This is a genomic window from Streptomyces sp. NPDC048142, from assembly GCF_043202835.1.
Classification (GTDB): Bacteria; Actinomycetota; Actinomycetes; order Streptomycetales; family Streptomycetaceae; genus Streptomyces.
On sequence record NZ_JBIDBC010000036.1, the window covers coordinates 48050 to 72172 of the forward strand.

The 24123-nt window shown below is 73.1% G+C and carries 19 protein-coding genes and 1 rRNA gene; 5 read left to right on the forward strand and 15 right to left on the reverse strand.

Annotation, left to right across the window (positions count from 1 at the left end; translation table 11 throughout):
* Positions 1-240: 240 nt before the first annotated feature.
* The 4 genes from ald to ACGF2Y_RS31605 all read right to left on the reverse strand — a co-directional run bounded on the left by ald (position 241) and on the right by ACGF2Y_RS31605 (position 6220).
* A complete protein-coding gene (ald, locus tag ACGF2Y_RS31590) occupies positions 241-1356 on the reverse strand; it encodes an alanine dehydrogenase (RefSeq protein WP_392954605.1) in 1116 nt (371 codons plus the stop codon).
* Positions 1357-1500: 144 nt separating this feature from the next.
* Complete coding sequence (locus ACGF2Y_RS31595) at positions 1501-3633, reverse strand: tetratricopeptide repeat protein (RefSeq protein ID WP_392954568.1); 2133 nt, start codon at positions 3631-3633, stop codon at positions 1501-1503.
* 209 nt (positions 3634-3842) lie between these two features.
* Positions 3843-4469: an NUDIX domain-containing protein gene (locus ACGF2Y_RS31600; protein ID WP_392954570.1), complete on the reverse strand. Its 627-nt coding sequence runs from the start codon at positions 4467-4469 to the stop codon at positions 3843-3845.
* A gap of 83 nt (positions 4470-4552) precedes the next feature.
* On the reverse strand, positions 4553-6220 hold the full coding sequence (locus ACGF2Y_RS31605) for a CTP synthase (protein ID WP_392954572.1): 1668 nt from the start codon (positions 6218-6220) through the stop codon (positions 4553-4555).
* 419 nt (positions 6221-6639) lie between these two features.
* On the opposite strand from ACGF2Y_RS31605, the gene ACGF2Y_RS31610 reads away from it, so the two are divergent.
* Entirely contained in the window at positions 6640-8466 is a 1827-nt protein-coding gene (locus tag ACGF2Y_RS31610; RefSeq protein WP_392954574.1) for a glycoside hydrolase family 15 protein, read from the forward strand.
* A 59-nt stretch (positions 8467-8525) separates the two neighbouring features.
* On the opposite strand, the gene ACGF2Y_RS31615 is transcribed toward ACGF2Y_RS31610, so the two are convergent.
* Complete coding sequence (locus ACGF2Y_RS31615) at positions 8526-9332, reverse strand: aminotransferase class IV family protein (protein WP_392954576.1); 807 nt, start codon at positions 9330-9332, stop codon at positions 8526-8528.
* A gap of 60 nt (positions 9333-9392) precedes the next feature.
* On the opposite strand from ACGF2Y_RS31615, the gene ACGF2Y_RS31620 reads away from it, so the two are divergent.
* Together ACGF2Y_RS31620 and ACGF2Y_RS31625 are read left to right on the forward strand one after the other, a co-directional pair.
* A complete protein-coding gene (locus ACGF2Y_RS31620; protein ID WP_392954578.1) occupies positions 9393-9737 on the forward strand; it encodes a MerR family transcriptional regulator in 345 nt (114 codons plus the stop codon).
* 143 nt (positions 9738-9880) lie between these two features.
* The gene (locus ACGF2Y_RS31625; RefSeq protein WP_392954579.1) at positions 9881-11506 is read left to right on the forward strand and encodes a PucR family transcriptional regulator; all 1626 of its coding nucleotides are present in this window, start codon (positions 9881-9883) and stop codon (positions 11504-11506) included.
* Positions 11507-11554: 48 nt separating this feature from the next.
* Here the strand turns inward: ACGF2Y_RS31625 and ACGF2Y_RS31630 are convergent, their stop codons facing one another.
* The 6 genes from ACGF2Y_RS31630 to ACGF2Y_RS31655 form a co-directional block, all read right to left on the reverse strand.
* The gene (locus ACGF2Y_RS31630; RefSeq protein WP_392954581.1) at positions 11555-12652 is read right to left on the reverse strand and encodes a glycosyltransferase family 4 protein; all 1098 of its coding nucleotides are present in this window, start codon (positions 12650-12652) and stop codon (positions 11555-11557) included.
* Between the two features lie 249 nt (positions 12653-12901).
* Positions 12902-13681, reverse strand: coding sequence for a hypothetical protein (locus ACGF2Y_RS31635; RefSeq protein ID WP_392954583.1), 780 nt, complete (start codon positions 13679-13681; stop codon positions 12902-12904).
* Positions 13682-13685: 4 nt separating this feature from the next.
* Complete coding sequence (gene recN / locus ACGF2Y_RS31640) at positions 13686-15431, reverse strand: DNA repair protein RecN (protein WP_392954585.1); 1746 nt, start codon at positions 15429-15431, stop codon at positions 13686-13688.
* 106 nt (positions 15432-15537) lie between these two features.
* Entirely contained in the window at positions 15538-16443 is a 906-nt protein-coding gene (locus ACGF2Y_RS31645; RefSeq protein ID WP_392954587.1) for an NAD kinase, read from the reverse strand.
* The gene (locus tag ACGF2Y_RS31650) at positions 16440-17255 is read right to left on the reverse strand and encodes a TlyA family RNA methyltransferase (protein WP_392954589.1); all 816 of its coding nucleotides are present in this window, start codon (positions 17253-17255) and stop codon (positions 16440-16442) included. Before ACGF2Y_RS31650 ends, ACGF2Y_RS31645 begins: the two co-directional genes overlap by 4 nt.
* A gap of 7 nt (positions 17256-17262) precedes the next feature.
* Positions 17263-17607: a hypothetical protein gene (locus tag ACGF2Y_RS31655; protein ID WP_392954591.1), complete on the reverse strand. Its 345-nt coding sequence runs from the start codon at positions 17605-17607 to the stop codon at positions 17263-17265.
* 61 nt (positions 17608-17668) lie between these two features.
* Between ACGF2Y_RS31655 and ACGF2Y_RS31660 the strand changes: the two genes are divergently transcribed.
* Positions 17669-18016 (forward strand): SCP2 sterol-binding domain-containing protein, encoded by a 348-nt coding sequence (locus ACGF2Y_RS31660; RefSeq protein WP_392954593.1) that lies wholly within the window; start codon positions 17669-17671, stop codon positions 18014-18016.
* 180 nt (positions 18017-18196) lie between these two features.
* Here ACGF2Y_RS31660 and ACGF2Y_RS31665 read toward each other — a convergent pair whose 3' ends face one another.
* Both ACGF2Y_RS31665 and ACGF2Y_RS31670 read right to left on the reverse strand, forming a co-directional pair.
* On the reverse strand, positions 18197-18997 hold the full coding sequence (locus ACGF2Y_RS31665) for an ABC transporter ATP-binding protein (RefSeq protein ID WP_392954607.1): 801 nt from the start codon (positions 18995-18997) through the stop codon (positions 18197-18199).
* A 193-nt stretch (positions 18998-19190) separates the two neighbouring features.
* Positions 19191-20222 carry an HAD-IIA family hydrolase gene (locus tag ACGF2Y_RS31670; RefSeq protein WP_392954595.1) on the reverse strand — a complete coding sequence of 344 codons (1032 nt, stop codon included), beginning with the start codon at positions 20220-20222 and terminating at the stop codon, positions 19191-19193.
* Between the two features lie 70 nt (positions 20223-20292).
* Here ACGF2Y_RS31670 and ACGF2Y_RS31675 point away from each other — a divergent pair, with 70 nt between their 5' ends.
* Positions 20293-21573: a DUF1015 family protein gene (locus ACGF2Y_RS31675; RefSeq protein WP_392954597.1), complete on the forward strand. Its 1281-nt coding sequence runs from the start codon at positions 20293-20295 to the stop codon at positions 21571-21573.
* A gap of 67 nt (positions 21574-21640) precedes the next feature.
* On the opposite strand, the gene ACGF2Y_RS31680 is transcribed toward ACGF2Y_RS31675, so the two are convergent.
* Complete coding sequence (locus ACGF2Y_RS31680) at positions 21641-22444, reverse strand: tetratricopeptide repeat protein (RefSeq protein WP_392954599.1); 804 nt, start codon at positions 22442-22444, stop codon at positions 21641-21643.
* A 1587-nt stretch (positions 22445-24031) separates the two neighbouring features.
* Positions 24032-24123 (reverse strand): 5S ribosomal RNA (rrf, locus tag ACGF2Y_RS31685); the annotation flags it as partial.

The following is a 24123-nucleotide window of genomic DNA, read 5'->3' on the forward strand; positions in this document are numbered from 1 at the left end:
TGTCACCGGTCCGCAGCAACACAATCCGCCGGACCCGGCCCGATGTGTCGGCAATCGAACGCCTCGCTGTCAAGGGTGCACAGCGGCCAAGCCGCACATTTCACCGCAGCACGAAACGGGTAAAGGGTTACGTTCGGCGCGAGTTGCGCAAGGGCCCCACAGGGCCCGATACACGTCCGGCCGGACCTTGCTCGGCAAGGTCCGGCCGGACGTGCGATGTTGACGGAGGAGGTTGACCCGTCAGCCGATGAGCGTGCTCAGCTCGACGTGCGGGAGGTCGTGCGCCTCGGCCACCTCACGGTAAACCACCTGGCCCTCATGGGTGTTGAGGCCCTTGGCGAGCGCGGCGTCACGGCGCAGGGCGTCGGCCCAGCCGCGGTTCGCGAGCTCCACGATGTAGGGCAGCGTCGCGTTGGTGAGCGCGTAGGTGGAGGTGTGGGGCACCGCGCCGGGCATGTTGGCGACGCAGTAGAAGACCGAGTCGTGGACCTGGAAGGTCGGCTCGGCGTGGGTCGTCGGACGCGAGTCCTCGAAGCAGCCGCCCTGATCGATTGCAATGTCGACAAGTACACTTCCGGGCTTCATCTTGGCGACGAGCTCGTTGGTGACCAGCTTCGGGGCCTTGGCTCCGGGGATCAGCACGGCGCCGATGACGAGGTCGGCCTCGACGACGGCCTTCTCCAGCTCGAAGGCGTTGGAGACGACGGTCTGCACCTGGGTGCCGAAGATCTTGTCGGCCTCGCGGAGCTTGTTGATGTCGCGGTCGAGCAGCGTGACGTGGAAGCCGAGGCCCACGGCGATCTGGGTGGCGTTCCAGCCGGAGACGCCGCCGCCGATGACGACGGCCTTGCCGGCCGCGGTGCCGGGGACGCCGCCGGGCAGCACACCGCGGCCGCCGACGGAACGCATCAGGTGGTACGCGCCGACCTGCGGGGCCAGGCGGCCCGCGACCTCGGACATCGGGGCGAGCAGCGGCAGGGCGCGGTTCGCGGTCTCGACCGTCTCGTAGGCGATGGCGGTGGTGCCGGAGGCCAGCAGCGCGTCGGTGCACTCGCGGGAGGCGGCGAGGTGCAGGTAGGTGAAGAGCGTCTGGTCCTTGCGCAGCCGGTGGTACTCCTCGGCGACCGGCTCCTTGACCTTCAGCAGCAGGTCGGCGGTGGCCCAGACCTCGTCGGCGGTGGGCAGGATCCGCGCGCCGGCGGCGACGTACTCCTCGTCCGGAATGGACGAGCCGACGCCGGCGTCGTGCTCGATGACGACCTGGTGGCCGTGGCGGACGAGCTCATGCACTCCGGCGGGGGTGATCGCCACCCGGAACTCGTTGTTCTTGACTTCGCGGGGGATGCCGACCTTCACGTCGATCACGGTCCTTGGCTCGGAGGGTCACCCGGGCACAACGGTGCATACCCGGATATGTACAGCATAAATGGGAGACGCCACGGGGGAACGCGGCAGAGCCAGTCTAATGAAGGACTTCGCGCTGTCTAGCCTTACAAAGCATTAACTTTCTGTCGAAGTACTACGGATTTCGCAGGCAGGAGCCTCCTCGCCCAGCAATCCGTTGGCCGTACCCCGGTGCAGCCTGGCCGCCGCGGGGTCCCCGAGCCGGTCCAGCGTGTCGGCCAGCCGCAGCTGCAGCGCCGCCTGGAGCCGCACGTCACCGGAGCGCCGGGCCAGGTCGACGGCCTCCCGGCAGGTCTGGAGCGACTCGTGCGGCCGGCCCGCGTACTCCTGGACCCGGGCCGCCTCGCTCAGCGCCCGCGCCTGGGCCGCCGGATCGCCGAGCCTGCGGTGGCCCGCCGCGGCGGCCCGCCAGTTCCGCAGCGCCTCGCCGTAGCGCCCGGCGTATGTGTGGACCGCCCCGAGCCGCCCGTACAGCCGGGCCGTCTCCGCCCGCTCCTCCTGGGTCAGGCGCTGGGAGAGCGCCCGGCCGTACCAGTCGGCGGCCCGGTGGTAGTCCCCCAGCTCCTCGTACGCGCCGCCTACGGATTCCATCGCGCGGCCGGTGGCGTACAGGTCCTTCGCGGCCTTTCCGGCGTCCAGCGCGGCCCGGTAGCGGGTCAGCGCGTCCCGGGTGCGGCCGGTGCGGGCGTCCAGGTCGGCGAGGTTCAGCAGGGCGGCCGCCTGCTCGCGGGGCAGCTCGCGGCGCAGCGCCACGTCCAGGACGAGACCGTGCAGCCCGTACAGCTCGGGGGCGGCCTCCTCCGTCCCCCGGTGCGCGGCCAGCGCCCGCACCAGGGCCGCCACCAGACGGCGGGCCAGGGTGTCGAGCTCGCCGTCCGCCACGGCGAGCCGGGCCGAGGCGAGCAGGGCGGGCTGGCGGACCCGCAGCCACGCGCCCGCCTCCTCCGCGTTCGGGAAACGCAGCGACCGGGGCAGTCCGGCGAGCTTGCGGCGGGCCGCGGAGCCCTCCGGCTCGGTGACCGCGCGGCAGGACTGGAGCCGGCGCACGGTCCGCTCCAGCATCCGGGCGCGGGCGAGCTCGATCTCGCCGGGCCGGTCCTGGTCCTCCAGCAGCGCCCGCAGCAGCGGGGCGAGGCAGCCGGGCACCGCGTACTGAGGGTGGGCCGCACCGTCCGTCCGCACCAGTCCGAGCCGCACGAAGTCGTCGAGGGTGGAGCGGGCGGCGGTGACCGAGCAGCCGGCCAGCGCGGAGGCCGTGTGGGCGTCGGCGAGCCCGGCGGGGGCGAGGGCCAGCAGGCGCAGTATCCGGGCGGCGGCCTGTGGCAGGGAGTCGTGGACGAGCCGGAACGCGCGGGCCAGCGGGCGGGCCCCGGCGCTCTGCTGCTCGCCGGATTCGGGCAGCTCGCGCAGCTGCTTGGCGACGTCGGCGACCGAGGCCATCGGGTGGGCGGCGAGCAGGCCGCCCACCAGGACGAGCGCCGCGGGCTGTCCCCCGCACACCTCGGACAGGGTCTCCGCGGTGCGGGGGTCGACGGTGATACGGACCTGTCCGATGGCGCGGGCCAGCAGCCGCACCGCCGCGCCCGCCTCCAGTCCGCCGAGCGTGCAGGGCCGCACGTCGGGGATGCCGGTCAGCGGGCCGGTCGCGGTGGCGAGCACCAGACAGTCCGGGTTCTCCGGAAGCAGCGGGTCGACCTGCTCGGCGTCGGCCGCGTCGTCGAGCACCAGGACGAGCCGGCGTACGGCGAGGGCCTCGCGGACCATCTCGGACAGCTCGTCCTGATCGGCGCCGGGCGGGACCGCCACTCCGAGGAGGCCGAGGATCTCGCCGGCGGTGCGTTCGGTGGGGACGCGTCCGCCACCGGGGTCGGTGAGGCCGACCCGGAGCACCCCGTCGGGGTAGTCGCCGGAGCCCGTACCGGGAACGGCCCAGGGCAGGGCGCCCGTGGCGGACGCGGCGGCCCGGACGGCGTCGGTTCCGGTGAGCGCCCCGGCCAGTTCCTCGGCGAGTGCGCTGCGGCCGGAGCCCGGACGGCCCGCGATGAGCAGGACCCGGGCGCGGGGGGTCTTGCGGCCGGCCAGGGTGTCGAGACCGGCACGCTCGATGTCCGCCCGCAGGGTCTTCAACTCGCGTTCGCGGCCGAAGAATCGGGGCGGGGCGGCACCGGACGGCTCCTCGGTCCCCGGGGCCCTTGCCGGGCCGCTGGTGTCCACCGCCTGATCGGTCACGAGCCACGCTCCACTTCGCTGCACGCGGTACCCGCCGGAACTCCGGCCGGGTGCTTTTCGAGCGTAGTTCAGCGGTGACGACGATCACTGCGGAGCGGGGCGGAGCGCGGGGGAACATCCCCCGATCGGATCAGCATTTCTTCATTTCCTATGATCGCGATGTCCTGCGACCGTCCGACCGGGGAACGGCTGTGGTGGCCGACGGGCCGTCAGGCCTCGAAGGGCCGGGCCGGCCAGGGCGCTTCGGCGGGGCGCAGGGATTCGACGCCGTCGCCCGCGCGTACGGCGGTGAGCGCGAGCACCCCGACGACCAGGCAGTTGTTGTGCACGTCCCCCGCGATCACCGAGCGGACCAGCTCGGGCAGCGGCACCCGGGCGTGCTCCATGTCGGCCTCCTCCTCGGAGACCGCGTACCGCTCGCCCTCCACCTCGGAGAGGTCGCGGGCGAGGAAGACGCGCACGGCCTCGTCGCAGCCGCCGGGCGTGGTGTAGACGTCGGTCAGCACCCGCCAGTCCTCGGCCTTGACGTGTGCCTCCTCGTACAGCTCGCGCTGGGCGGCGTGCAGGGGGTTCTCGCCGGGGATGTCGAGCAGTCCGGCCGGGATCTCCCAGAGCCGGTGGCGTACCGGGTGGCGGTACTGCCGCAGCACGATGACCCGGTCGTCCTCGTCGAGCGCGAGGACGGCCACGGAGCCGGGGTGGACCTGGTAGTCGCGGCCGTGGACGGATCCGTCGGGCATCACCACCTGGTCGGTGCGGACGCTGGTCTTGTTGCCGGTGAAGGGGGTCACGGTCGCGGTGACCTGCCACTCCTCGGGCGTGTCCTGGATACCCATGTACGTCCTCCCATGAACCAAAAGGAAACCGGGGCACCGATCCGCGCAGGATCCGTACCCCGGTCAACCGTAATGCCTCGGTGTTACGCGTCCGCGCCTTCCGCGGCGGCGACCTGGCGCGCGACGGCGGCCTTCACCAGACCCGCGAAGAGCGGGTGCGGGCGGGTCGGGCGGGAGCGCAGCTCCGGGTGCGCCTGGGTGGCGACCAGGTAGGGGTGCGTCTCGCGCGGGTACTCGACGTACTCGACGAGCTTGTTGTCCGGGGAGGTGCCGGAGAAGACCAGTCCGGCCTTCTTCTCCAGCTCGGACCGGTAGGCGTTGTTGACCTCGTAGCGGTGGCGGTGGCGCTCCTCCACGTACGGCTGGCCGTCGTAGGCCTCGCGGACGAGGGAGCCCTCGGCGAGCTTGGCCGGGTAGAGGCCGAGCCGCATGGTGCCGCCGAGGTCGCCCGCGCCCTCGACGTAGGCGAGCTGCTCCTCCATCGTCGAGATGACGGGGTGGGAGGTGGCGGCGTCGAACTCGGTGGAGTTGGCGTCGGGGATCTCGGCGAGCGAACGGGCCGCCTCGATCACGATGCACTGGAGGCCCAGGCAGAGGCCGAGCAGCGGGACCCTGTTCTCGCGGGCGTAGCGGATGGCGCCGACCTTGCCGTCGACCCCGCGCTCGCCGAAGCCGCCCGGGATGCAGATCGCGTCGACGTCGCCGAGGTGTTCGGCGGCGCCGGCCGCGGTGCGGCAGTCGTCGGAGGTGACCCACTTGACCTTGACCCGGGCCTTGTTCGCGAAGCCGCCGGCGCGGATCGCCTCGGTGACCGAGAGGTAGGCGTCGGGCAGGTCGATGTACTTGCCGACCAGCGCGACGGTGACCTCGTGGTCGGGGTTGTGGACCCGGTCCAGGAGGTCGTCCCAGGTGGTCCAGTCGACGTCCCGGAACGGCAGGTCGAGCTTGCGCACGACGTAGGCGTCCAGGCCCTCGGTGTGCAGCACCTTGGGGATGTCGTAGATCGACTTGGCGTCGATCGCGGCCACCACGGCGGCCTCGTCGACGTCGCACATCAGCGAGATCTTGCGCTTGATGGCGGTGGGGACCTCGCGGTCGGCGCGCAGCACGATGGCGTCCGGCTGGATACCGATGTTGCGCAGGGCGGCCACCGAGTGCTGGGTGGGCTTGGTCTTCAGCTCGCCGGAGGGGCCGATGTAGGGCAGCAGCGAGATGTGGACGACGAAGACGTTGTCCCGGCCGACCTCGTGGCGGACCTGACGGACGGTCTCCAGGAACGGCAGCGACTCGATGTCGCCGACCGTGCCGCCGACCTCGGTGATGACGACGTCCACGTCGTCGGTGGCCATGCGGCGGATGCGGTGCTTGATCTCGTTGGTGATGTGCGGGATGACCTGGACGGTGTCGCCCAGATACTCGCCGCGCCGCTCCTTGGCGATGACCTGCGAGTAGACCTGGCCGGTCGTCACGTTGGCGGAGCCGTCGAGGTCGACGTCGAGGAAACGCTCGTAGTGGCCGATGTCCAGGTCGGTCTCGGCGCCGTCGTTGGTGACGAACACCTCGCCGTGCTGGAAGGGGTTCATCGTGCCGGGGTCGACGTTGAGGTAGGGGTCGAGCTTCTGCATGGTGACCCGCAGGCCCCGTGCCTTGAGCAGGGCACCCAGGCTGGAGGCAGTCAGACCCTTGCCGAGGGAGGAGGCGACACCCCCGGTGACGAAGATGTGCTTGGTCGTCGTGGATGTGGGCTGCATAGCCAAAGGGGGCTCCCGTGGTCGCGGTTCTGAGGTGCGTACCGGCCGCCCGACCGGAGATTCCGGGGGTGCCGTCGCTGCGGTTCGGGGGCCTCGTCCGCTCTCGCGAACGACCACCGGTCCACGGGCTACCAGGGTAACAGCGACGGCGGGAGGCTGCTTCCGGCCACACCCTGCACAGGGGCGTCACACCATCACCCCAGGCACTCCACGTCCCACCCGATCAGCTCAGAGATGTTGCGGGGACCGTCGCGCGGATCTTCGCGGTGCGTCGTATCCTGCTCAAACACTCGCTGCCGAGACGGCCGGGCGGCGGCACCACCCAAGCCGCCCACCGGTACAGGAACTCGTCGGATCTTCCCGGGTGAAAGACCCTACGACCCCCTTGACCCGCAGTAAGCGCCCTTTGACGGGGCGACATGGCCGTTCGACTGGAGACGCACGTGGCCGGGCGCATCGAGGATTACGCACTCATCGGAGACATGCAGACCGCTGCCCTGGTCTGCCGGGACGGCACAGCGGACTGGCTGTGCCTGCCCCGCTTCGACTCGCACGCCGTGTTCGCGGGCCTGCTGGGCACCGAGGAGCACGGCTTCTGGCGCCTGGGCCCCGCGAGAGCGGAAGGAACCGAACCGGCCTTCGCCGACCGGCGGCGCTATCGCGGTGACTCCCTCGTCCTGGAATCGGAGTGGGACACACCGCGCGGCACCGTACGCGTGACCGATTTCATGCCCCCGCGTGACGGCGCGCCGCAGCTGATCCGGATCGTGGAGGGCGTCAGCGGCCGCGTGCCGATGCGCTCGGAACTGCGGATGCGCTTCAGCTACGGGCGGGTGACGCCCTGGGTGCACAAGGTCGACAACCGCACGGTCGCCGTGGCCGGGCCGGACTCCGTCTGGCTGGACACCGACGCGGACACCTACGGCAAGAACCTGACCACCTACTCCGACTTCACCGTCGGCCCCGGCGACCGGGTGGCGTTCACGATCAGCTGGCAGCCCTCGCACCACGGGCCGCCGGCCCTCCCCGACCCCGAGGGGTCCCTGGAGGCGACCGCGCTGTTCTGGCGCGAATGGGTCGATCAGTGTACGTACCACGGGCCCTACCGGGAGGCGGTCGTCCGCTCCCTGATCACGCTCAAGGCCCTCACGTACGCGCCGACCGGCGGCATCGTCGCGGCGCCGACCACGTCACTGCCCGAGGAGATCGGGGGCGTACGGAACTGGGACTACCGCTACACCTGGCTGCGGGACGCCGCGATCACCCTCTCCTCGCTGCTGCGCACCGGGTACCGCGAGGAGGCCCGCGCCTGGCGTGAGTGGCTGCTGCGGGCGGTGGCGGGCGACCCGGAGAACCTCCAGATCATGTACGGCATCGCCGGTGAGCGCGAGCTCGGCGAGGCGGAGCTGGACTGGCTGCCCGGTTACGAGAACTCCGGCCCGGTCCGCGTCGGCAACGGCGCGGCGAACCAGCTCCAGCTGGACGTCTACGGCGAGGTCACCGAGGCGCTGCACCTGGCGCACATGACGGGCCTGACCCGCAACGACTACGCCATGGGCCTCCAGCTCAAGCTGATCGAGTATCTGGAGAAGCACTGGGAGGAGCCCGACGAGGGCATCTGGGAGGTGCGCGGGCCGCGCCGGCACTTCGTGCACTCCAAGGTGATGGCGTGGGTCGCGGTCGACCGGACGATCAAGCTGGTCGAGTCCGGGGACGTCGAGGGCCCGCTGGAGCGGTGGTACGAGCTGCGCGACGACATCCACCGGGACGTCTGCGAGCGCGGCTACGACAAGGAGCGCAACACCTTCACCCAGTCCTACGGGTCGACGGAGCTGGACGCCTCCCTGCTGCTCATCCCGCAGATGGGTTTCCTGCCGCCGGACGACAAGCGGGTCATCGGCACGATCGAGGCGATCCAGCGGGAGCTGTCCACGGAGGACGGCTTCATCCTGCGCTACCCCACCGAGGGCGAGAACGCGGGCGTCGACGGTCTGGCGGGCGACGAGGGCGCGTTCCTGGCCTGCTCGTTCTGGATGGCCGACGACCTCGCGATGATCGGCCGGGTCGACGAGGCGCGCCAGCTGTTCGAGAAGCTGCTGTCGCTCCGCAACGACCTGGGCCTGCTGGCCGAGGAGTGGGACTCCCGCCTCCAGCGCCAGGTGGGGAACTTCCCGCAGGCGTTCAGCCACGTCCCGCTGATCGACACGGCCCTGCGGCTGACGGCGAGCGGTGCGTACGTCGGCTGAGCCGCGGTTCGTCCCGACGGTGGCCGCCCCGGGCTCTCCGGGGCGGCCACCGTGCGTTTTCAGGGCGCGGTGAGCGGTTCGGCCTCGTACGCCCGGTGGAGCAGTTCCAGGAACCGGGGCGCGGCGGGCAGCTCGGTGGCGCCGATCCGGTGGACCGCCACGCCCGGCGTCCAGGAGTTCATGACGACCGCGCCGGCGAGGGCGGGCAGGTCCTCGGGGGTGATCGCGGCGGTCCGCCGGCCGACTCCGAGCCGGTCCAGCTGTCGGCTGACGATGCCCATGGTGGTCCCGGTCAGCATCCCGGCCCGGGGCCACACCACCGTCTCGCCGTCCCAGAAGGCCAGGTTCCAGATCGTCGCCTCGCTGAAGCGGCCCTCCCGGTCCAGGAACGCGGCGTCGTCGAAGCCGTCGGCGACGGCCTGCCGGAGGAGGTGGGTCTTGGCGACCTCGCCGACATGCTTGACGTGCGGCAGGAACCGCTCGTGCCCGACGGCCGCGAGCGCCAGCGGGCCGCCGGGCCCGGACGACGGCGGCCCGGTCCGCACCAGCAGCACCGGGTCCGCGTCGGCCGCGGTGAACTCGCCGGCCGCGGAGGAGACCGTCGCCGTCAGTGAGAGGTCGGCCGGTCCGTCGCGCAGTGCGGTACGCAGGTGGGAGCGGACCAGGTCCTCGGGCAGGGCCTGGCCGAACAGTTCGGCCGACGCCGACCGCAGCCGCTCCAGATGGAGGTCGAGGCCCCGGACCCGGCCGTCGCGGACCTGCATCGCGGTGAAGTGGGCATGGCCCGCGAAGGCGAGCGGCGCGAGGTCGTCGGTGGTCGCCGGCCGGCCGTTCATGTGCACGACGTACGGGGAATCTTCGTTCATGGCTCGAACGTTAATGCCTGACACCAGTGACAAGGTCAAGAGGGAACGGGGCAAGGGAACATGCTGATCGGGGAGTTGTCCCGGCGGACGGGCGTCAGCGCCCGGTCGTTGCGGTACTACGAGGCGCAGGGGCTGCTGTCGGCCCGGCGCGGCACCAACGGCTATCGCGCCTACGGCGAGGAGGCCGTGGTGACCGTCACGCAGATCCGCGCGCTGCTGCGGGCGGGCCTGTCCACCGAGGTGATCCGTCAGGTGCTGCCGTGCGCCCGGGGCGAGGGGCCGGGGTTCGACTGGTGCGCGGAGCTGCGGGAGATCCTCGGCGGGGAGCTGGCGGAGATGGACGAACAGATCGAGGCGCTGCGGCGCAGCCGGGGCACGCTCGCGGGGTTGCTGACGAAGCCCTGACCCGGCCGGGCCTGCCCGGCGCTGTTGTCTCTCCGCCTCCCCTGCGATGCGCGGCCCGCACCCCGGGCGGTAGCGTCCTGAGCAGGACGACCGCCCGATCGACGGGCCGGGCAGGGCAGGCACAAGGGAAGCGGGCCGGGTACGTGGAGAGCCACAGCGGAATCACCGTGCAGCGGGCGCTGGAGCTGCCGGGGCTGCGCGCCGGGCTCCCGGAGGTGGTGGCCGGCGCCGACCGGCTGAACCGTGCGGTGCGCTGGGTGCACGCGGGCGAGGTCCCGAACATCGCCTCCCTCCTCAAGGGCGGCGAGCTGCTCCTGACCACCGGCCTCGGCCTGGGCGCCCGCCCCGCCGAACAGCGCGCCTTCGTCCGCCGCCTCGCCGACCGGGGCATCGCGGCCCTGGTGGTGGAACTCGGCCCGCGCTTCGGCCGGCTGCCCGCCGCCATCGTGGACGCCGCCCGCGCGGCCGGGCTCCCGCTGGTCCAGCTGCACCGCGAGGTGCCGTTCGTCGCGGTGACCGAGGAAGTGCACACCGAGATCGTCAACGGGCACTACGCGCTGCTCCAGCGGGCGGAGGAGGTGCACCGGCGCGCCACCGGCGCACTGCTCGACGGGGGCGGGGTGCCGCAGGTGCTCGGCATCCTCGCCGACTTCACCGCCAACCCGGTCTTCCTGGAGACGCCCGACGGCCAGCTCCTGTACGCCGCCTCCACCGGGACAGGACCGGTGGGCGCGGACCCGCTCCAGGTCTGGGAGGGCATGCGCGGCGACCGGGCGGCCCGGGAGAGCCCGCCGGCCGGTGCGGTGCTGGTGGACGTGCCCGGCGGCGGACCCGAGACCGGTGCGGTACGGGCGAGGCTGGTGCTGCTCGCGGTGTCCGGCCCGCTGGCGACCGTGCACCGGATGGCGGCGGAGCGGGCGGCGGGCCTCCTCGCCGTCGTGCTGATGCAGGCCCGGCAGGAGGAGGAGCTGGCCGCCCGGGGCCGGGGCGACTTCCTCACCGACCTCGCGGAGGGCCGGATCGCCCCGCAGGACGCTCCCGCCCAGGCCCGGGTGCTCGGCTTCCGGCCCGGTGACACTCCGCTCCTCCCGGTGGTGATGCGGCTGGCCCCGGAGCTGTCCCCGTCGGGCAACTGGGCGCTGCTGGCCCGTGCGGTCCTGGAGGAGCTGGCCTCGGTCGGGGTCCCTGTGCTGCTCGGCGTACGGCCCGTGGAGGGGCGGGTTCCGCTGCTGCTGGGGCTGCGCTCGGAGGGCGAGCGCACGGCGGTCGCGGACCGGGTGGCGGCGGCGCTGCGGGCGGGCGTGGAGCGGGCCGGTCTCGACCGCGCCGGATCACAGGCGCCGGTGGTCGTGGTCGGCGTCCCGGGCGGCTGGGCCGCGGCGGGCGCGGGGCTGCGGCACGCGTCGGAGACGGCGACGGCCGCTCAGGGCCTGGACGACCGGCCCTGGTACGACGCCCGGCGCCTGGACATCGACCTGCTGCTGTGGCGGCTGCGGGACCATCCGGACCTGGCGGCGTTCGTGAACCGGGCGATCGGCCCGCTGCGCGAACACGACCGCACCTCGCGCCCTCCGCTGCTCCCGACGCTCCAGGCGTATCTGGCGCACGCGGGCCGCAAGGCGGAGACCGCCCGCGAGCTGCACCTCAACCGCCAGACGCTCTACAACCGCCTCGCCCGGATCGGCGAGCTGCTGGGCACGGACCTGGACGACCCGCAGTCGGTGCTGGCGCTGAGCCTGGCGCTGAGGGCCCGCCGCCACACGACCTGACGGCCCGGGAGGTGCGGGGGGCTCAGCGCGCCCGCCCGACGCACCCCGTCAGCGTGTCCGCCCCGTCGCCAGCGGCTGCGTCAACTCGTCGTAGACACTGAGGACATGGGCGATCGTATCGTCCTCGGCAGGCCAGCCCGCCGCCTGCACCCGCCCGGCCTCGGCGAGCCGGGCGCGCGCCCCCTGGTCCCCGAGCAGCCCCACGACCGTACGGGCGAGGGCCTCGGCGTCGCCGTACGGCACCAGTTCGGCGGCCCTGCCGACCAGTTCGGGCACGCCGCCGACCGCGGTGGCGACGAGCGGCACCCCGGCCCGCAGCGCCTCCTGCGCCAGCAGGGACCGGCCCTCCCACCGGCTCGGCAGCAGGGCCAGGTCGGCGGCGGCGAGCAACTCCCCCACTCCGTCCCGGCATCCGATGAGGGTGACGGGCAACTCCTCTTCCCTGATCCGCCGTTGCAGTGCGTCCCGGTCGCGCCCCTCCCCCGCGATGACGAGCAGCGGCACGGGGTCCAGACTCCGCCAGACACGGGCCGCGTCCAGCAGGGTGCCGAAGCCGTGATGCGGTACGAGACTGCCGACGGCCATCAGCAACGGCCGGTCCACCGCCCCCAGTTCGGCCCGCACCTTGCCCTCGTCGTCGGTGGCGGCCGGGCGCGGGGGCGGGGCGGCGACGGGGGCGAGCCGGGCGTCGCGCGCGCCCCTCTCGCGGGCCCGGTCCACCAGGTCGGAGGAGGGGGCCAGGACCACGGCCGCCACCCGTGCGGCGCGTCGTTCCAGCAGGTGCAGGACCTGGCGGCGGGCGCCTTCCGCGTACCGCCGTGTGTGCCAGGTCATCACCAGGGGCACGGCGCGCCCGCTGAGGGCGAGGGCGGTACGGGCTGTCGCGTGGAGCCCGTGGGCGTGGACGACGTCCGCACCCGTGCAGGCGGCCCGCAGCGCGGCGACGGCGGCCGGATCGCTGCGCCGGGGCACCGGAAGGAAACGTGCTCCGGTCGCCGTGAAGTCGTAGGCGCGGTCCACGGCGGCCGGGGCGCAGACGGTCACCTGCACCCCGCGCGCCACCAGCCCGGCGGCCAGCGAACCGACGTGCGCGCTGCTGCCCGCACTGCCGCCGCCCAGGACTTGGACCGTACGCAGCTGTGACACGTTGATTGGCTCCCCGGGGCTCCGGAGTCGGCGGTAAGTACAGCGCCAAGGATGCCAGCCCGTACGCACGTTCCGGGACCGCCGTAACGTTGCTGCCGCGCTCGCGGCGACAACCGGCCACACCGCACCACCCTTACGGGTGAACCTGGAGGCGCGCAGTTGCCGCCGCGTCGCCCACCGGCCCGCACCGCCCACTGGTCACCCGCCACGCTGCCCGGACGCCGGACCTCCGCCCGCCGGCCCGACCGTCTACGTTCCGGTGTCCCCCGCCAGCTGCCTCCGCGCCCTCGGGACGCGCCGGGCGAGGCTGCTGACCCGGTCTCCGGCGGCCGCGGCCGCCACCACCCCCGCGGCCAGTGCCACCCGCCCGAACCGGCCGGTGCCACGGGCGAGGGCCAGGCCCAGTGCCGCGCCGAGCGCGTGCGCCCCGGTGTCCCCGAGCATGGCCTGTTCACCCAGGTCGACAGGGGCGAGCACGCCCCCGGCGGCGAGCGGCGCGGCGGCCGTGACACCGCCCGCCAGTCCCGCGGCGCCGAGCAGCGCGACGCAGCCGACGGCCGCCCCGGGCGTGACGTCCACCAGGTTGACGAGATGGGCGGTGCCCGCGACGACCACGCCGGTCAGCACCCCGTCCACGGCATGCTCCTCGACGAGCAGCCCGGCGGACAGCCCCGCCGCCCCGATCCCGAGGAGCTTCACGGCCCCGCAGGTCACCTCGCCCCGGCGCAGCGCACCCAGATGGGCACGGAACCCCCGGCGTGGGTCAGCGGCCCCGACGAGATCGTCGTACGCCCCGCAGCCCCCGGCCGCCAGTACCGCGAACACCCCGGCGGCCCGCTCCCGGGCCGGACCGGGGGCGGCGGCGAGCCCGGCGGCGGTGCCGAGGACGGCGGCCGGACCGGCGTACAGGGTGACGGTCCGTCCGGCGCGGTTGGTGCGCCGCCACGCCGCGTCGGTGCGGCGGCGCAGCAGCCCGTACACCCCGGCGGCCACGGTCGCGGCCACGGCCGCCGGGACGGTCCGGCTCATGCCCTCACCCGTCGGCGCGGGCCGTGGCGAGCAGCTCCTCGGCGTGGGCGCGGGCCGTCTCGGAGTCCTCCTGGCCCGCCAGCATCCGGGACAGCTCCCGGACCCGGTCCTCGCCCTCCAGGACGGTGACACCGCTGCGGGTCACCGAGCCGTCCACGGTCTTCTCGACCAGCAACTGCCGGTCGGCGAAGGCCGCGACCTGCGGCAGGTGGGTCACGACCACGACCTGTGCGGACCGGGCGAGCTTGGCGAGCCGCCTGCCGACCTCGACCGCCGCCCTGCCGCCGACGCCCGCGTCGACCTCGTCGAAGAGATACGTCGGTACGGGGTCGGAGCCCGCGAAGACTACCTCGACCGCGAGCATCACCCGGGACAGCTCACCGCCCGAAGCGCCCTTGGCGATGGGCCGGGGCTGGGCACCCGGGTGCGGAGCGAGCAGCAGCTCGACCTCGTCGGCGCCCGAAGGGCCGTAGACGACACTCCGCCCGCCGATGTCGATGCCGGACGCCTCGTCGGCCGCCTCGGTCTGCCGGATGGCGAAGGAGACCCGGGCGTGCGGCATGGCGAGCGAGGCCAGCTCCTCGGTCACCGCTTCGGCGAACCGGGCGGCGGCCTCCGTACGCGCGTCGGTCAACGCCTGTCCGAGCACGGAGAGTTCGGCCCGCAGCGCGTCGCGTTCCGCGGTCAGTTCGCCGATCCGCTCGTCGTCGCCCTCCAGCTCGGTCAGCCGGCCGGCGCCCTCCTGGGCCCAGGCGAGCACGGCCGTGATGTCCGCGCCGTACTTACGGGTCAGGGCGGTCAGCGCGGCCCGGCGCTCCTCCACGGCGGCCAGCCGCAGCGGATCGGCCTCCAGCTGACCGGCGTACCCGGCGAGCTCGCCGGAGACGTCGGCGATCAGGATGGAGATCTCCCCGATCCGGTCGGCCAGCGCGGCCAGCGCCGGGTCGTGGGCGCGGACCCCGTCCAGGGCCTGCCCGGCGGCGGCGACGACCGTCGTCGCGTCGACGCTCTCCGGGTCCTCCGGATTCCCCGCCAGCGCGGTGTGCGCGAGGGAGGCGGCGGAGGCGAGGGCCTCGGCGTGTCCGAGCCGCTCCGCCTCGGCGGCCAGCTCGACGTCCTCACCCGGCAACGGCTCGACGGCGGCGACCTCGTTCAGGCCGAAGCGCAGCAGATCCGCCTCCTGGACCCGCTCCCGGGCCCGGGTGGTCAGCTCCTCCAAGATCGCCGCGACGGCCCGCAGCCGCCGGTAGGCCGCCGCGTACTTGGCGCGCGGGACCTCCACGCCGTCTCCGGCGTACCGGTCCAGGGCACCCCGCTGCCGCGCGGGCTTGAGCAGCCCCTGCTGATCGGTCTGGCCGTGCACGGCGACGAGTTCGTCCGCGAGCTCGGTGAGGACCCCCACCGGCACGGATCTGCCGCCGAGGTGGGCCCGTGAGCGTCCCTCCGCCGAAACGGTACGGCTGATGAGCAGCGCGCCGTCGTCGAGCTCCGCCCCCGCCTCCTCGGCCCGCAGCGCCGCCGCGTCGCCCTCGGACACCGTGATCCGGCCCTCGACGACCGCGGCCTTGGCCCCGACCCGTACGAGGGCGGGATCCGCACGCCCGCCCAGCAGCAGCCCGAGGCTCGTGACGACCATGGTCTTGCCCGCGCCGGTCTCACCCGTCACCGCGGTGAAACCGGGTGACAGCTCCACCACCGCGTCGTCGATGACTCCGAGCGACCGTATCCGCATCTCCTCCAGCACGGACATGACCTTACGAGGTCCGGGGCGGGACGCGCGACGGCCCCCGCTCCAGGATTCACTCTCCCGAGCGTTCCCGAATGTCGCGGGGGCCGTAAGGCATCATCGGCGACCGTCAGTGGGGCGCGCCCCGCCACCCCGAGACGGGCAGCGCGAACTTCGCGACCAGCCGGTCGGTGAACGAGGCCTGGTGCAGCCGCGCCAGCCGTACGGGCACCGCACCGCGCCGCACCTCGACCCGCGCACCGGCGGGCAGCTCCACGGTCCGCCGGCCGTCGCACCACAGCACCCCGTGCGGGGTGTGCGGCTGGACCTCGACGGCGAGCACGGACGTGGGCGAGGTCACCAGCGGCTTGGCGAACAGGGCATGGGCGCTGATCGGAACCATCAGCAGCGCCTCGACCTCGGGCCAGACGACGGGCCCGCCCGCCGAGAAGGCGTACGCGGTCGAACCGGTCGGGGTGGCGCAGACGATCCCGTCGCAGCCGAACCCGGTGACCGGACGGCCGTCGATCTCCAGGACGACTTCGAGCATCCGATCGGGCGACACCTTCTGCACGGCCGCCTCGTTGAGCGCCCAGTCGGTGTACACGACGTCGCCGTTGCTGTGCACCAGGACGTCGATCGTCATGCGCTCCTCGACCTCGTAGTCGCGGGTGACGACCCGGGAGACCACCTTGTCGAGGTCGTCGCGCTCGGCCTCGGCGAGGAAGCCGACGCGGCCGAGGTTGACGCCGAGCATCGGCACCCCGGAGGCACGGGAGAGCTCCGCGCCGCGCAACAGGGTGCCGTCACCGCCGAGGACGATCAGCAGCTCGCAGCCGTCCACGGCGGCGGGGCCGGTGTCCGTGACCGTCTCCACGGTGTCCGGGAGCGGCAGATCGGCCGCCTCGGTCTCCAGGACCCGTACGCCGAGCCCGTTGCGCAGCAGGCCCTGCACGACGAGCTCCGCGCTGCGGATCGCGGCCGGACGGCCGGTGTGCGCCAAAAGGAAGACTGTTCGTGCCGCATTCGTCGTCAACGAGGCCCCTCCGCCACTGCACGGTCGACATCCGCGGGATCCAGCTCAGGTGCGCCGGCCCGCAGCCACAGAAAGTACTCGACGTTACCCGAGGGTCCGGGCAGCGGACTGGCCGTCACACCCCGTACGCCCAGGCCGAGCGCCCCGGCCCGCCGCGCCACTTCCCGTACGGCTTCGGCGCGCAGCTCCGGGCTCCGCACCACTCCGCCGCTGCCGAGCCGCTCCTTGCCCACCTCGAACTGCGGCTTGACCATGAGGACCAGGTCGGCGTCGGGCCCGGCGCACCGGGCGAGGGCGGGCAGCACGAGGCCCAGCGGAATGAAGGACAGATCCCCCACCACCAGGTCGACCGCCTCCCCGTCGAGGTCCTCCAAGGTCAACTCCCGCACGTTGGTACGGTCCTTGACGACGACTCGTTCATCGGACTGCAACGACCACGCGAGCTGCCCGTAGCCGACGTCGACGGCGACGACCTGCCGGGCCCCGGCCCGCAGCAGCACATCGGTGAACCCGCCGGTCGACGCCCCGGCGTCCAGCGCCCGCCGCCCCTCGACGGCCAGCCCGAGCGGCACGAAGGCGGCGAGCGCCCCGGCCAGCTTGTGACCGCCGCGCGAGACGTAGTCCGGGTCGCCGTCGTCCTGAGTGACGACGATCGCGGCGGCCGTCTCGACCTGGGTGGCGGGTTTGGTCGCGGTGGTGCGGCCGACGGTGACGCGCCCCGCGGCGATCAGCTGGCTCGCGTGCTCGCGCGAGCGGGCGAGCTTGCGGCGTACCAGCTCGGCGTCGAGGCGGCGACGTGCCACTCCTGCCACGTTCGGTTCAGCTCCTGTGGTCGAGATGCGTGTGCTGCGGGTGCTGCGAAGGTGTGGGTACGGGACCGGGTGCGGCGGCCGGACGGGCGTCCAGCGAGGTCAGCTCGGACCGCAGCCCACGGTGTACATCCTCGTACACCTCGATGTGCCCGTCCGCCGGGAGGTGGTCCGCATCGGCCAGACGCTCCAGCCGGGCGTCCACTGCGGCGTGGCCGGTGGGGGTGCGCACGACCCCGAGGGGCGCGGGCCCGGCGGGCTCGAAGGAGGGCGCTCCGGTGGCGGGCTCCCCGGTCACCGGCTCATCGGGCGTGCTCACGGGCGGTGTCCCCGCCTCCGGCGTCCAGTCGCTCATGCCGAAACGCTACATCGACGGGCCGGTGTGGCGTCGAGCACCCGGTGTACCGTCGAGCACGATGGCGACCAGGGCGGAGTGCCGCAGCGCACTGAGAAGACTTTCCGACCAGCTCACAGCCGCCGAGGGCGACGTGCGCAGCGCCGCCGCGCTCGACCGCTCGCTGAGCTGTCACATCAAGGACCTCGGCGTCACGTTCACCGGCCGGCTGGCCGATGGCCGGATCAGCGTGCGGGACACGGTCGAGGGGCCGCCCCGGGAGAAGGCCGAGATCAGGCTCGCGATGACGGGCGACGACCTGGTGGCGCTGGTGGACGGCGACCTGAACTTCGCGAAGGCGTGGGCCTCGGGCCGCGTACGCCTGGAGGCGGGCTTCCGGGATCTCCTGAAACTGAGATCACTGCTGTAGCCCCGTCAAGCCGTCAGCGCTGTCAAGCCGTCAGTCCCCGTCGAGCCCGACTGACGGGCTCGACGGGTCAGTCCCGGTCGAGTTTGTCAGTCCCGGTCAAGTTTGTCCGGCGATGGAGGACAGGGCGCCCGACGGGGCGCACCCCGCGCCCATCCCCGTACGCCCGCCCGCCCACGAACCTCAGACGGCCGCCTGGCGAGCCTTGCGCGCCGCAGGCACGACCAGCGGCGTCCCCGTCTCCGGGTCGTCGATCACCTGGCACCGCATCCCGAACACCCGCTCCACCAGCTCCGCGTCGACGACCTCCGACGGCGGCCCCTCCGCGACGATCTCCCCGTCCCGCATCGCGATGAGATGCGTGGCGTACCGCGCGGCGTGGTTCAGGTCGTGGAGCACGGCCACCAGCGTGCGGCCCTGCGTCTCGTGCAGCTCCGCGCACAGATCCAGTACGTCGATCTGGTGCTGGATGTCGAGGTACGTCGTCGGCTCGTCGAGCAGCAGCAGCGGCGTCTGCTGGGCCAGCGCCATGGCGATCCAGACCCGCTGACGCTGACCGCCGGACAGCTCGTCGACGTACCGTTCGGCCAGCTCGGCGACCCCGGTCGACTCCATGGACTCGTTGACCACCCGCTCGTCCTCCGGCGACCACTGCCGCAGCAGCCCCTGGTGGGGGTAGCGGCCGCGGGCGACGAGGTCGGCGACGGTGATCCCGTCGGGGGCTATGGAGGACTGCGGCAGCAGCCCCAGCGTCCGGGCGACCTTCTTCGCGGGCAGCTGGTGAATGGACTGCCCGTCCAGCAGCACCTGCCCCCGGCTCGGCTTCAGCATCCGGGCGAGGGCCCGCAGCAGGGTCGACTTGCCGCAGGCGTTGGGACCGACGATCACGGTGAAGGAGCTGTCGGGAATGTCCACCGAGAGGTTCTCGGTGATGACCCGCTGGTCGTAGCCGAGGGTCACCGATTCCGCGGTGAGGCGCTGCATGGTCGTACTCCCGGAGTCGGTGAGCTGGAGCGGCACGGCGCGGGGCACGGGCAGACCACCGAGCAGCGCCAGGTTAGGTTAACCTATCTTCCTCTTGACGCCACTGGTCCGGGCCGCCGCCCCCTGCCCCGAAACCCTCACGGACCAGGGACGTCGGGCGGGGCCGGGAACGTCGGGCGGGCAGGGGACCGGTTCAGAGCCCCAGTCCGGCGAGGGCCTTCCCCGCCGTCAGCCCGCACCCGCCCGCACCGGCGAAGGTCCAGGCGGCCCCGCAGAGCGCCCGCAGCCCGTCGAGCGCGTCGCCCTCGCCGTCCAGCACCAGCTCGTCCCCGCGCACGGCGGCCGTCCAGCCCCCGCACCGGTACGCCTCACCGGCCGGCGTCACCTCGGGCTGCCCGGTCAGCAGCCCCCGCAGGTCCCGGTCCACATAGGTCGGCCGATGCCGCGGTGGGGCGGCCAGCAGCTGCGCCGCGTCGGTCACCCCGGTGAGAACCAGCAGCGAGTCCACGCCCCCGTTGAACGCGCCCTCGATGTCCGTGTCCAGCCGGTCCCCGACGACGATCGGCCGCTCGGCCCCGGTCCGCAGCACGGTCTCGCGGTGCATCGGCGGCAACGGCTTCCCGGCGACCTGCGGCTCGGCGCCGGTCGCGATGCGTACGACCTCGACAGCGGCCCCGTTCCCCGGCGCGATGCCCCGGGCGCCGGGGATGGTGAGGTCGGTGTTGGACGCGAACCACGGCAGCCCGCGCCGGATCGCGTAGCTCGCCTCGGCGAACCGCCCCCATGTCATGTCCGGCCCGCCGTACCCCTGGACCACGGCCGCCGGATCGTCGTCCGCCGACTCCACGGGCACCAGCCCGCGCTCGCGCAGCGCGACCCGCAGCCCCTCGCCGCCGATCAACAGCACCCGGGCTCCCGGCGGCAGTTGACCGGCGGCGAGCCGGGCGACGGCCTGGGCGGAGGTGATCACGTCGGAGGGCTCGGCGGGCACCCCGAGCTCCGTCAGGTGCTCCGCCACCGCGTCCGGCGTCCGCAGCGCGTTGTTGGTGACGTACGCGAGGCGCATGCCCCCGGCCCGCGCCACGGTCAGCGATTCCACGGCGTGGCCGATCGCCTCCCCGCCCGCGTACACGACCCCGTCGAGGTCGAGGAGAGCCGTGTCGTACGCCTCACTCAGCGCCGTACCGCTCCCCGATGGCCGGAACCTGTCCTGCTGGTGGCTCATTTGGCTCGCTCCTCTTCCGGGCTTCCGCCCCGATCATCGCGTATGCCCTCTGCACACATACGATGCTCTGATGAACACTTCAGGTCCCGTCGACCAGGGGCTGCGGCTTATCCCGTTCCGCGGACTGCGTTACGTCCCCGAGCGGGTCGGCAGCCTTGCCGCCGTGACCTCGCCCCCGTACGACGTGGTCGTCCGGCCCGACGGGCTGCACCACCTGGAGTCCGCGGATCCGCACAACATCGTGCGCCTCATCCTCCCCCAGGCCGACACGGCCCGGGACCGGCACCGGCAGGCGGCCGCCACTCTGGACCGCTGGCAGGCCGAGGGGGTCATCGCACCGGACCAGGACCCGGTGCTGTACGTCTACGAGCAGCGCAACGACGAGATCCTCCAGCGGGGCCTGATCGGCGCCCTGGCTCTCTCCCCCGCCGCCGAGGGCATCGTGCTGCCCCACGAGGACGTCATGGACGACGTCGTCGCGGAACGCGCGGAGCTGATGCGCACGACAGGGGCCCATCTGGAACCGCTGCTGCTGACCTACCGCGGCGAGGCGGGCCCGCCGTCCGGCGCGGCGGCGGTCATCGAGCGCACGGTCCGGCGCGAGCCGCTGCTCGCCACCACGACGGAGGACGGCTTCCGGCACCGGCTCTGGGCCGTGACGGACCCGGCCGAGCGGAGCGAGATCGAGACAGACCTGGCCCGGCACCAGGCGCTCATCGCGGACGGCCACCACCGCTGGGCCACCTATCTCCGGCTCCAGCAGGAACAGTCCGCCCCCGGGCCGTGGGACTACGGCCTCGTCCTCCTCGTCGACACGGCCCGCCACCCGCTCCAGGTCCGCGCCATCCACCGGCTCCTGCGGGGGCTGCCGGTCTCCCGGGCCCTGCAGGCGCTGACCGGTCTCTTCCGGGTCCAGCCGGTCGAGGGACCGCTCCCCCGGGCACTCGACGCGCTGGCCGAAGCGGCGGCCGGGGGCAACGCGTTCCTCCTCGCCGGTGACGGCGGCTTCCACCTCGTGGACCGTCCCGAACCGGCTCTGCTGGCCCGCACCGTCCGGACGGACCGCCCCGACGCCTGGCGCACCCTGGACGCGACGGTGCTGCACTCCGCGCTGCTCGACGACGTGTGGCGGATCCCCGACGCGCCCGAGCACATCGGCTACATCCACGACACCGCGGCAGCCGTCGAACAGGCGGAACGCCTCGGCGCCACGGCGGTCCTGATGCATCCCGTACGCGAAGAGGTCGTCCGGGACCTGGCCAGGCAGGGCGTCACGATGCCCCGCAAGTCGACGTCGTTCGGCCCGAAGCCGGCCACGGGCCTGGTCATGCGGAGCCTCACCCTCGGCTGACCCCCGTGGACCGACATGAAGAAGGGGCGGCACTCCGGTGGGAGTGCCGCCCCTCTTTCGTCAGCCGCTAGGCCTTGACCGACCCGTCCCCGGAACCGTCCTGGCCGTCGTGCCCGTCCTCGTCCTGCCCGTCGTCCAGGCCGGCGTCGTCACGCACGTCGTCCTCGTCGTCACGGCTTTCGGGCCCGTCCTCGGCACGGGGAGCAGCCTCGTCGGCCGCCTCTGCCCCGTCCGTCCCGTGGGTCCCGTCGTCACCGAGGACGTCGACGAATTCGACACCGTCGAGCTCGGCAAGCCGGTCCGACGCGTCGGTGGAACCGTCCTTGTCGGCCTCCAGCGCCTTCCCGAACCACTCCCGCGCCTCGTCCTCGCGTCCCGCCTCCAGCAGGGCGTCCGCGTACGCGTAGCGAAGTCGCGGCGTCCACGGCTGTACGGAACTGGACGCGAGCTCGGGGCTCTGGAGCGTCACGATGGCGGCGTCGATCTGGCCCATGTCACGGCGTGCCCCGGCGGCCACCAGCCGCATCTCGACCTGCCCTGCCTTGTCCAGCTTCTGCACCTCGGGCTCGCCGGCCATGGCCATCGCCCGTTCGGGCCGCCCGAGCCCGCGCTCGCAGTCCGCCATGACGGGCCACAGCTCCACGGACCCGGTCATCCGCCGGGCCGCCCGGAACTCGGCGAGCGCCTCGGCGTACTTCTGCGTCGCGTACGCCGCGAACCCGGCCGCCTCGCGCACGGCGGCAACGCGGGACGCGAGCCGGAGAGCGATACGGGCGTACGCGTACGCCTCCTCGGGCTCCTCGTCGATCAGCCGGGCCACCATGACGAGGTTGCGCGCGACGTCCTCGGCAAGGGTCTTCGGCAGGCTCATGAGCTCCTGGCGTACGTCCTTGTCGATCTCGTCGCCCGTGACGTCGTCCGGAATCGGCAGCCGCTTGATCGGCTCACGGTCGCGGTCCCGGTCGTCGCGTCCCCGGAAACCACCACGGTCCCGGTCGTCGCGCTGACCGCCACGGTATCCGCCCCGGTCCCTGTCCCCGCCCCGGTCATCGCGGCGGAAACCGCCGCCGGAGCCGCCGCCCCGGCTGTCGTCGCGGCGGAAGCCGCCGCCGGAGGGCCGGTCGTCGTCACGACGGGGACCGCGGGGGCGGTCGTCACGGCGCTCGAAGCCACCACCGGGACGGCCTCCACGGTCGTCACGCTGCTGACCACCCCGGTATCCGCCACGGTCGTCATCACGACGCGGACCACGATCACGATCCCGGTCCCGGTCATCACGACGGAAGCCACCACCGGAACCGCCACCACGGTTGTCATCGCGACGGAAGCCACCACCGGAGGGCCGGTCGTCATCACGACGCGGACCGCGCGGACGGTCATCACGGCGCTCGAAGCCACCACCACGGTTGTCATCACGACGGAAACCACCGCCGGGGCCACCACCCCGGTTGTCATCACGACGGAAACCACCGCCGGGGCCACCACCCCGGTTGTCATCACGACGGAAACCACCGCCGGAGCCGCCGCCCCGGCTGTCGTCACGACGGAAACCGCCACCACCGGAGGGCCGGTCGTCGTCACGACGGGGACCGCGGGGACGGTCGTCGCGACGCTCGAAGCCACCACCGGGACGGCCTCCACGGTCGTCACGCTGCTGACCACCCCGGTATCCGCCACGGTCGTCATCACGACGCGGACCACGATCACGATCCCGGTCCCGGTCATCACGACGGAAGCCACCGCCGGAACTGCCACCCCGGTTGTCATCGCGACGGAAACCGCCACCGGAGCCGCTACCCCGGTTGTCATCGCGGCGGAAGCCGCCGCCGGAGGGCCGGTCGTCATCACGACGCGGACCGCGCGGACGGTCATCACGGCGCTCGAAGCCACCACCACGGTTGTCATCACGACGGAAGCCACCGCCGGAACCGCCGCCCCGGCTGTCGTCGCGGCGGAAGCCACCGCCGGAGGGCCGGCTGTCGTCACGACGGTCGAAACCACCACCGGAACCGCCGCCCCGGCTGTCATCACGACGGAAGCCACCGCCGGAACCGCCACCACGGTTGTCGTCACGACGGAACCCACCACCACCAGAGCCACCGCCCCGGCTGTCATCACGGCGGAACCCACCACCGGAGGGCCGGCTGTCGTCACGACGCGGGCCACGGTCCCGGTCCTGGTCGTCACGGCGGAAGCCGCCACGGTCGTTGTCGCGTCGAGGTGCGCCGGAACCGGACCGGTCGTCACGACCACCGCGGTAACCGCCCCTGTCACCGCCGTCCCGGCGACGCGGCTCGCGCTCCGGACGATCGTCGGGAGAGTTGGTGGACATGGGTGTGACTCCTGTCTTCGGGTACCACAGACATTCTCGCGCAGCAGACCATCCGACGCGCTTCGGGAAAACAAAAGGACCCCTGGTCCCAGCATGAACGCTGGGACCAGGGGTCCTTGAAAGATTGTTCGGCGGCGTCCTACTCTCCCACAGGGTCCCCCCTGCAGTACCATCGGCGCTGAAAGGCTTAGCTTCCGGGTTCGGAATGTAACCGGGCG

Coding starts and splice junctions, on each gene's coding strand:
- ACGF2Y_RS31635 (WP_392954583.1), bottom strand. CDS start 13,681: ATGAGCCGGACCGTCCCGGCGGCCGTGGCCGCGACCGTGGCCGCCGGG.
- ACGF2Y_RS31615 (WP_392954576.1), bottom strand. CDS start 9,332: ATGAACGAAGATTCCCCGTACGTCGTGCACATGAACGGCCGGCCGGCG.
- ACGF2Y_RS31675 (WP_392954597.1), top strand. CDS start 20,293: ATGAACACTTCAGGTCCCGTCGACCAGGGGCTGCGGCTTATCCCGTTC.
- ACGF2Y_RS31600 (WP_392954570.1), bottom strand. CDS start 4,469: ATGGGTATCCAGGACACGCCCGAGGAGTGGCAGGTCACCGCGACCGTG.
- ACGF2Y_RS31610 (WP_392954574.1), top strand. CDS start 6,640: ATGGCCGTTCGACTGGAGACGCACGTGGCCGGGCGCATCGAGGATTAC.
- ACGF2Y_RS31620 (WP_392954578.1), top strand. CDS start 9,393: ATGCTGATCGGGGAGTTGTCCCGGCGGACGGGCGTCAGCGCCCGGTCG.
- ACGF2Y_RS31680 (WP_392954599.1), bottom strand. CDS start 22,444: ATGAGCCTGCCGAAGACCCTTGCCGAGGACGTCGCGCGCAACCTCGTC.
- ACGF2Y_RS31670 (WP_392954595.1), bottom strand. CDS start 20,222: ATGAGCCACCAGCAGGACAGGTTCCGGCCATCGGGGAGCGGTACGGCG.
- ACGF2Y_RS31655 (WP_392954591.1), bottom strand. CDS start 17,607: ATGAGCGACTGGACGCCGGAGGCGGGGACACCGCCCGTGAGCACGCCC.
- ACGF2Y_RS31605 (WP_392954572.1), bottom strand. CDS start 6,220: ATGCAGCCCACATCCACGACGACCAAGCACATCTTCGTCACCGGGGGT.
- ACGF2Y_RS31660 (WP_392954593.1), top strand. CDS start 17,669: ATGGCGACCAGGGCGGAGTGCCGCAGCGCACTGAGAAGACTTTCCGAC.
- recN (WP_392954585.1), bottom strand. CDS start 15,431: ATGTCCGTGCTGGAGGAGATGCGGATACGGTCGCTCGGAGTCATCGAC.
- ACGF2Y_RS31665 (WP_392954607.1), bottom strand. CDS start 18,997: ATGCAGCGCCTCACCGCGGAATCGGTGACCCTCGGCTACGACCAGCGG.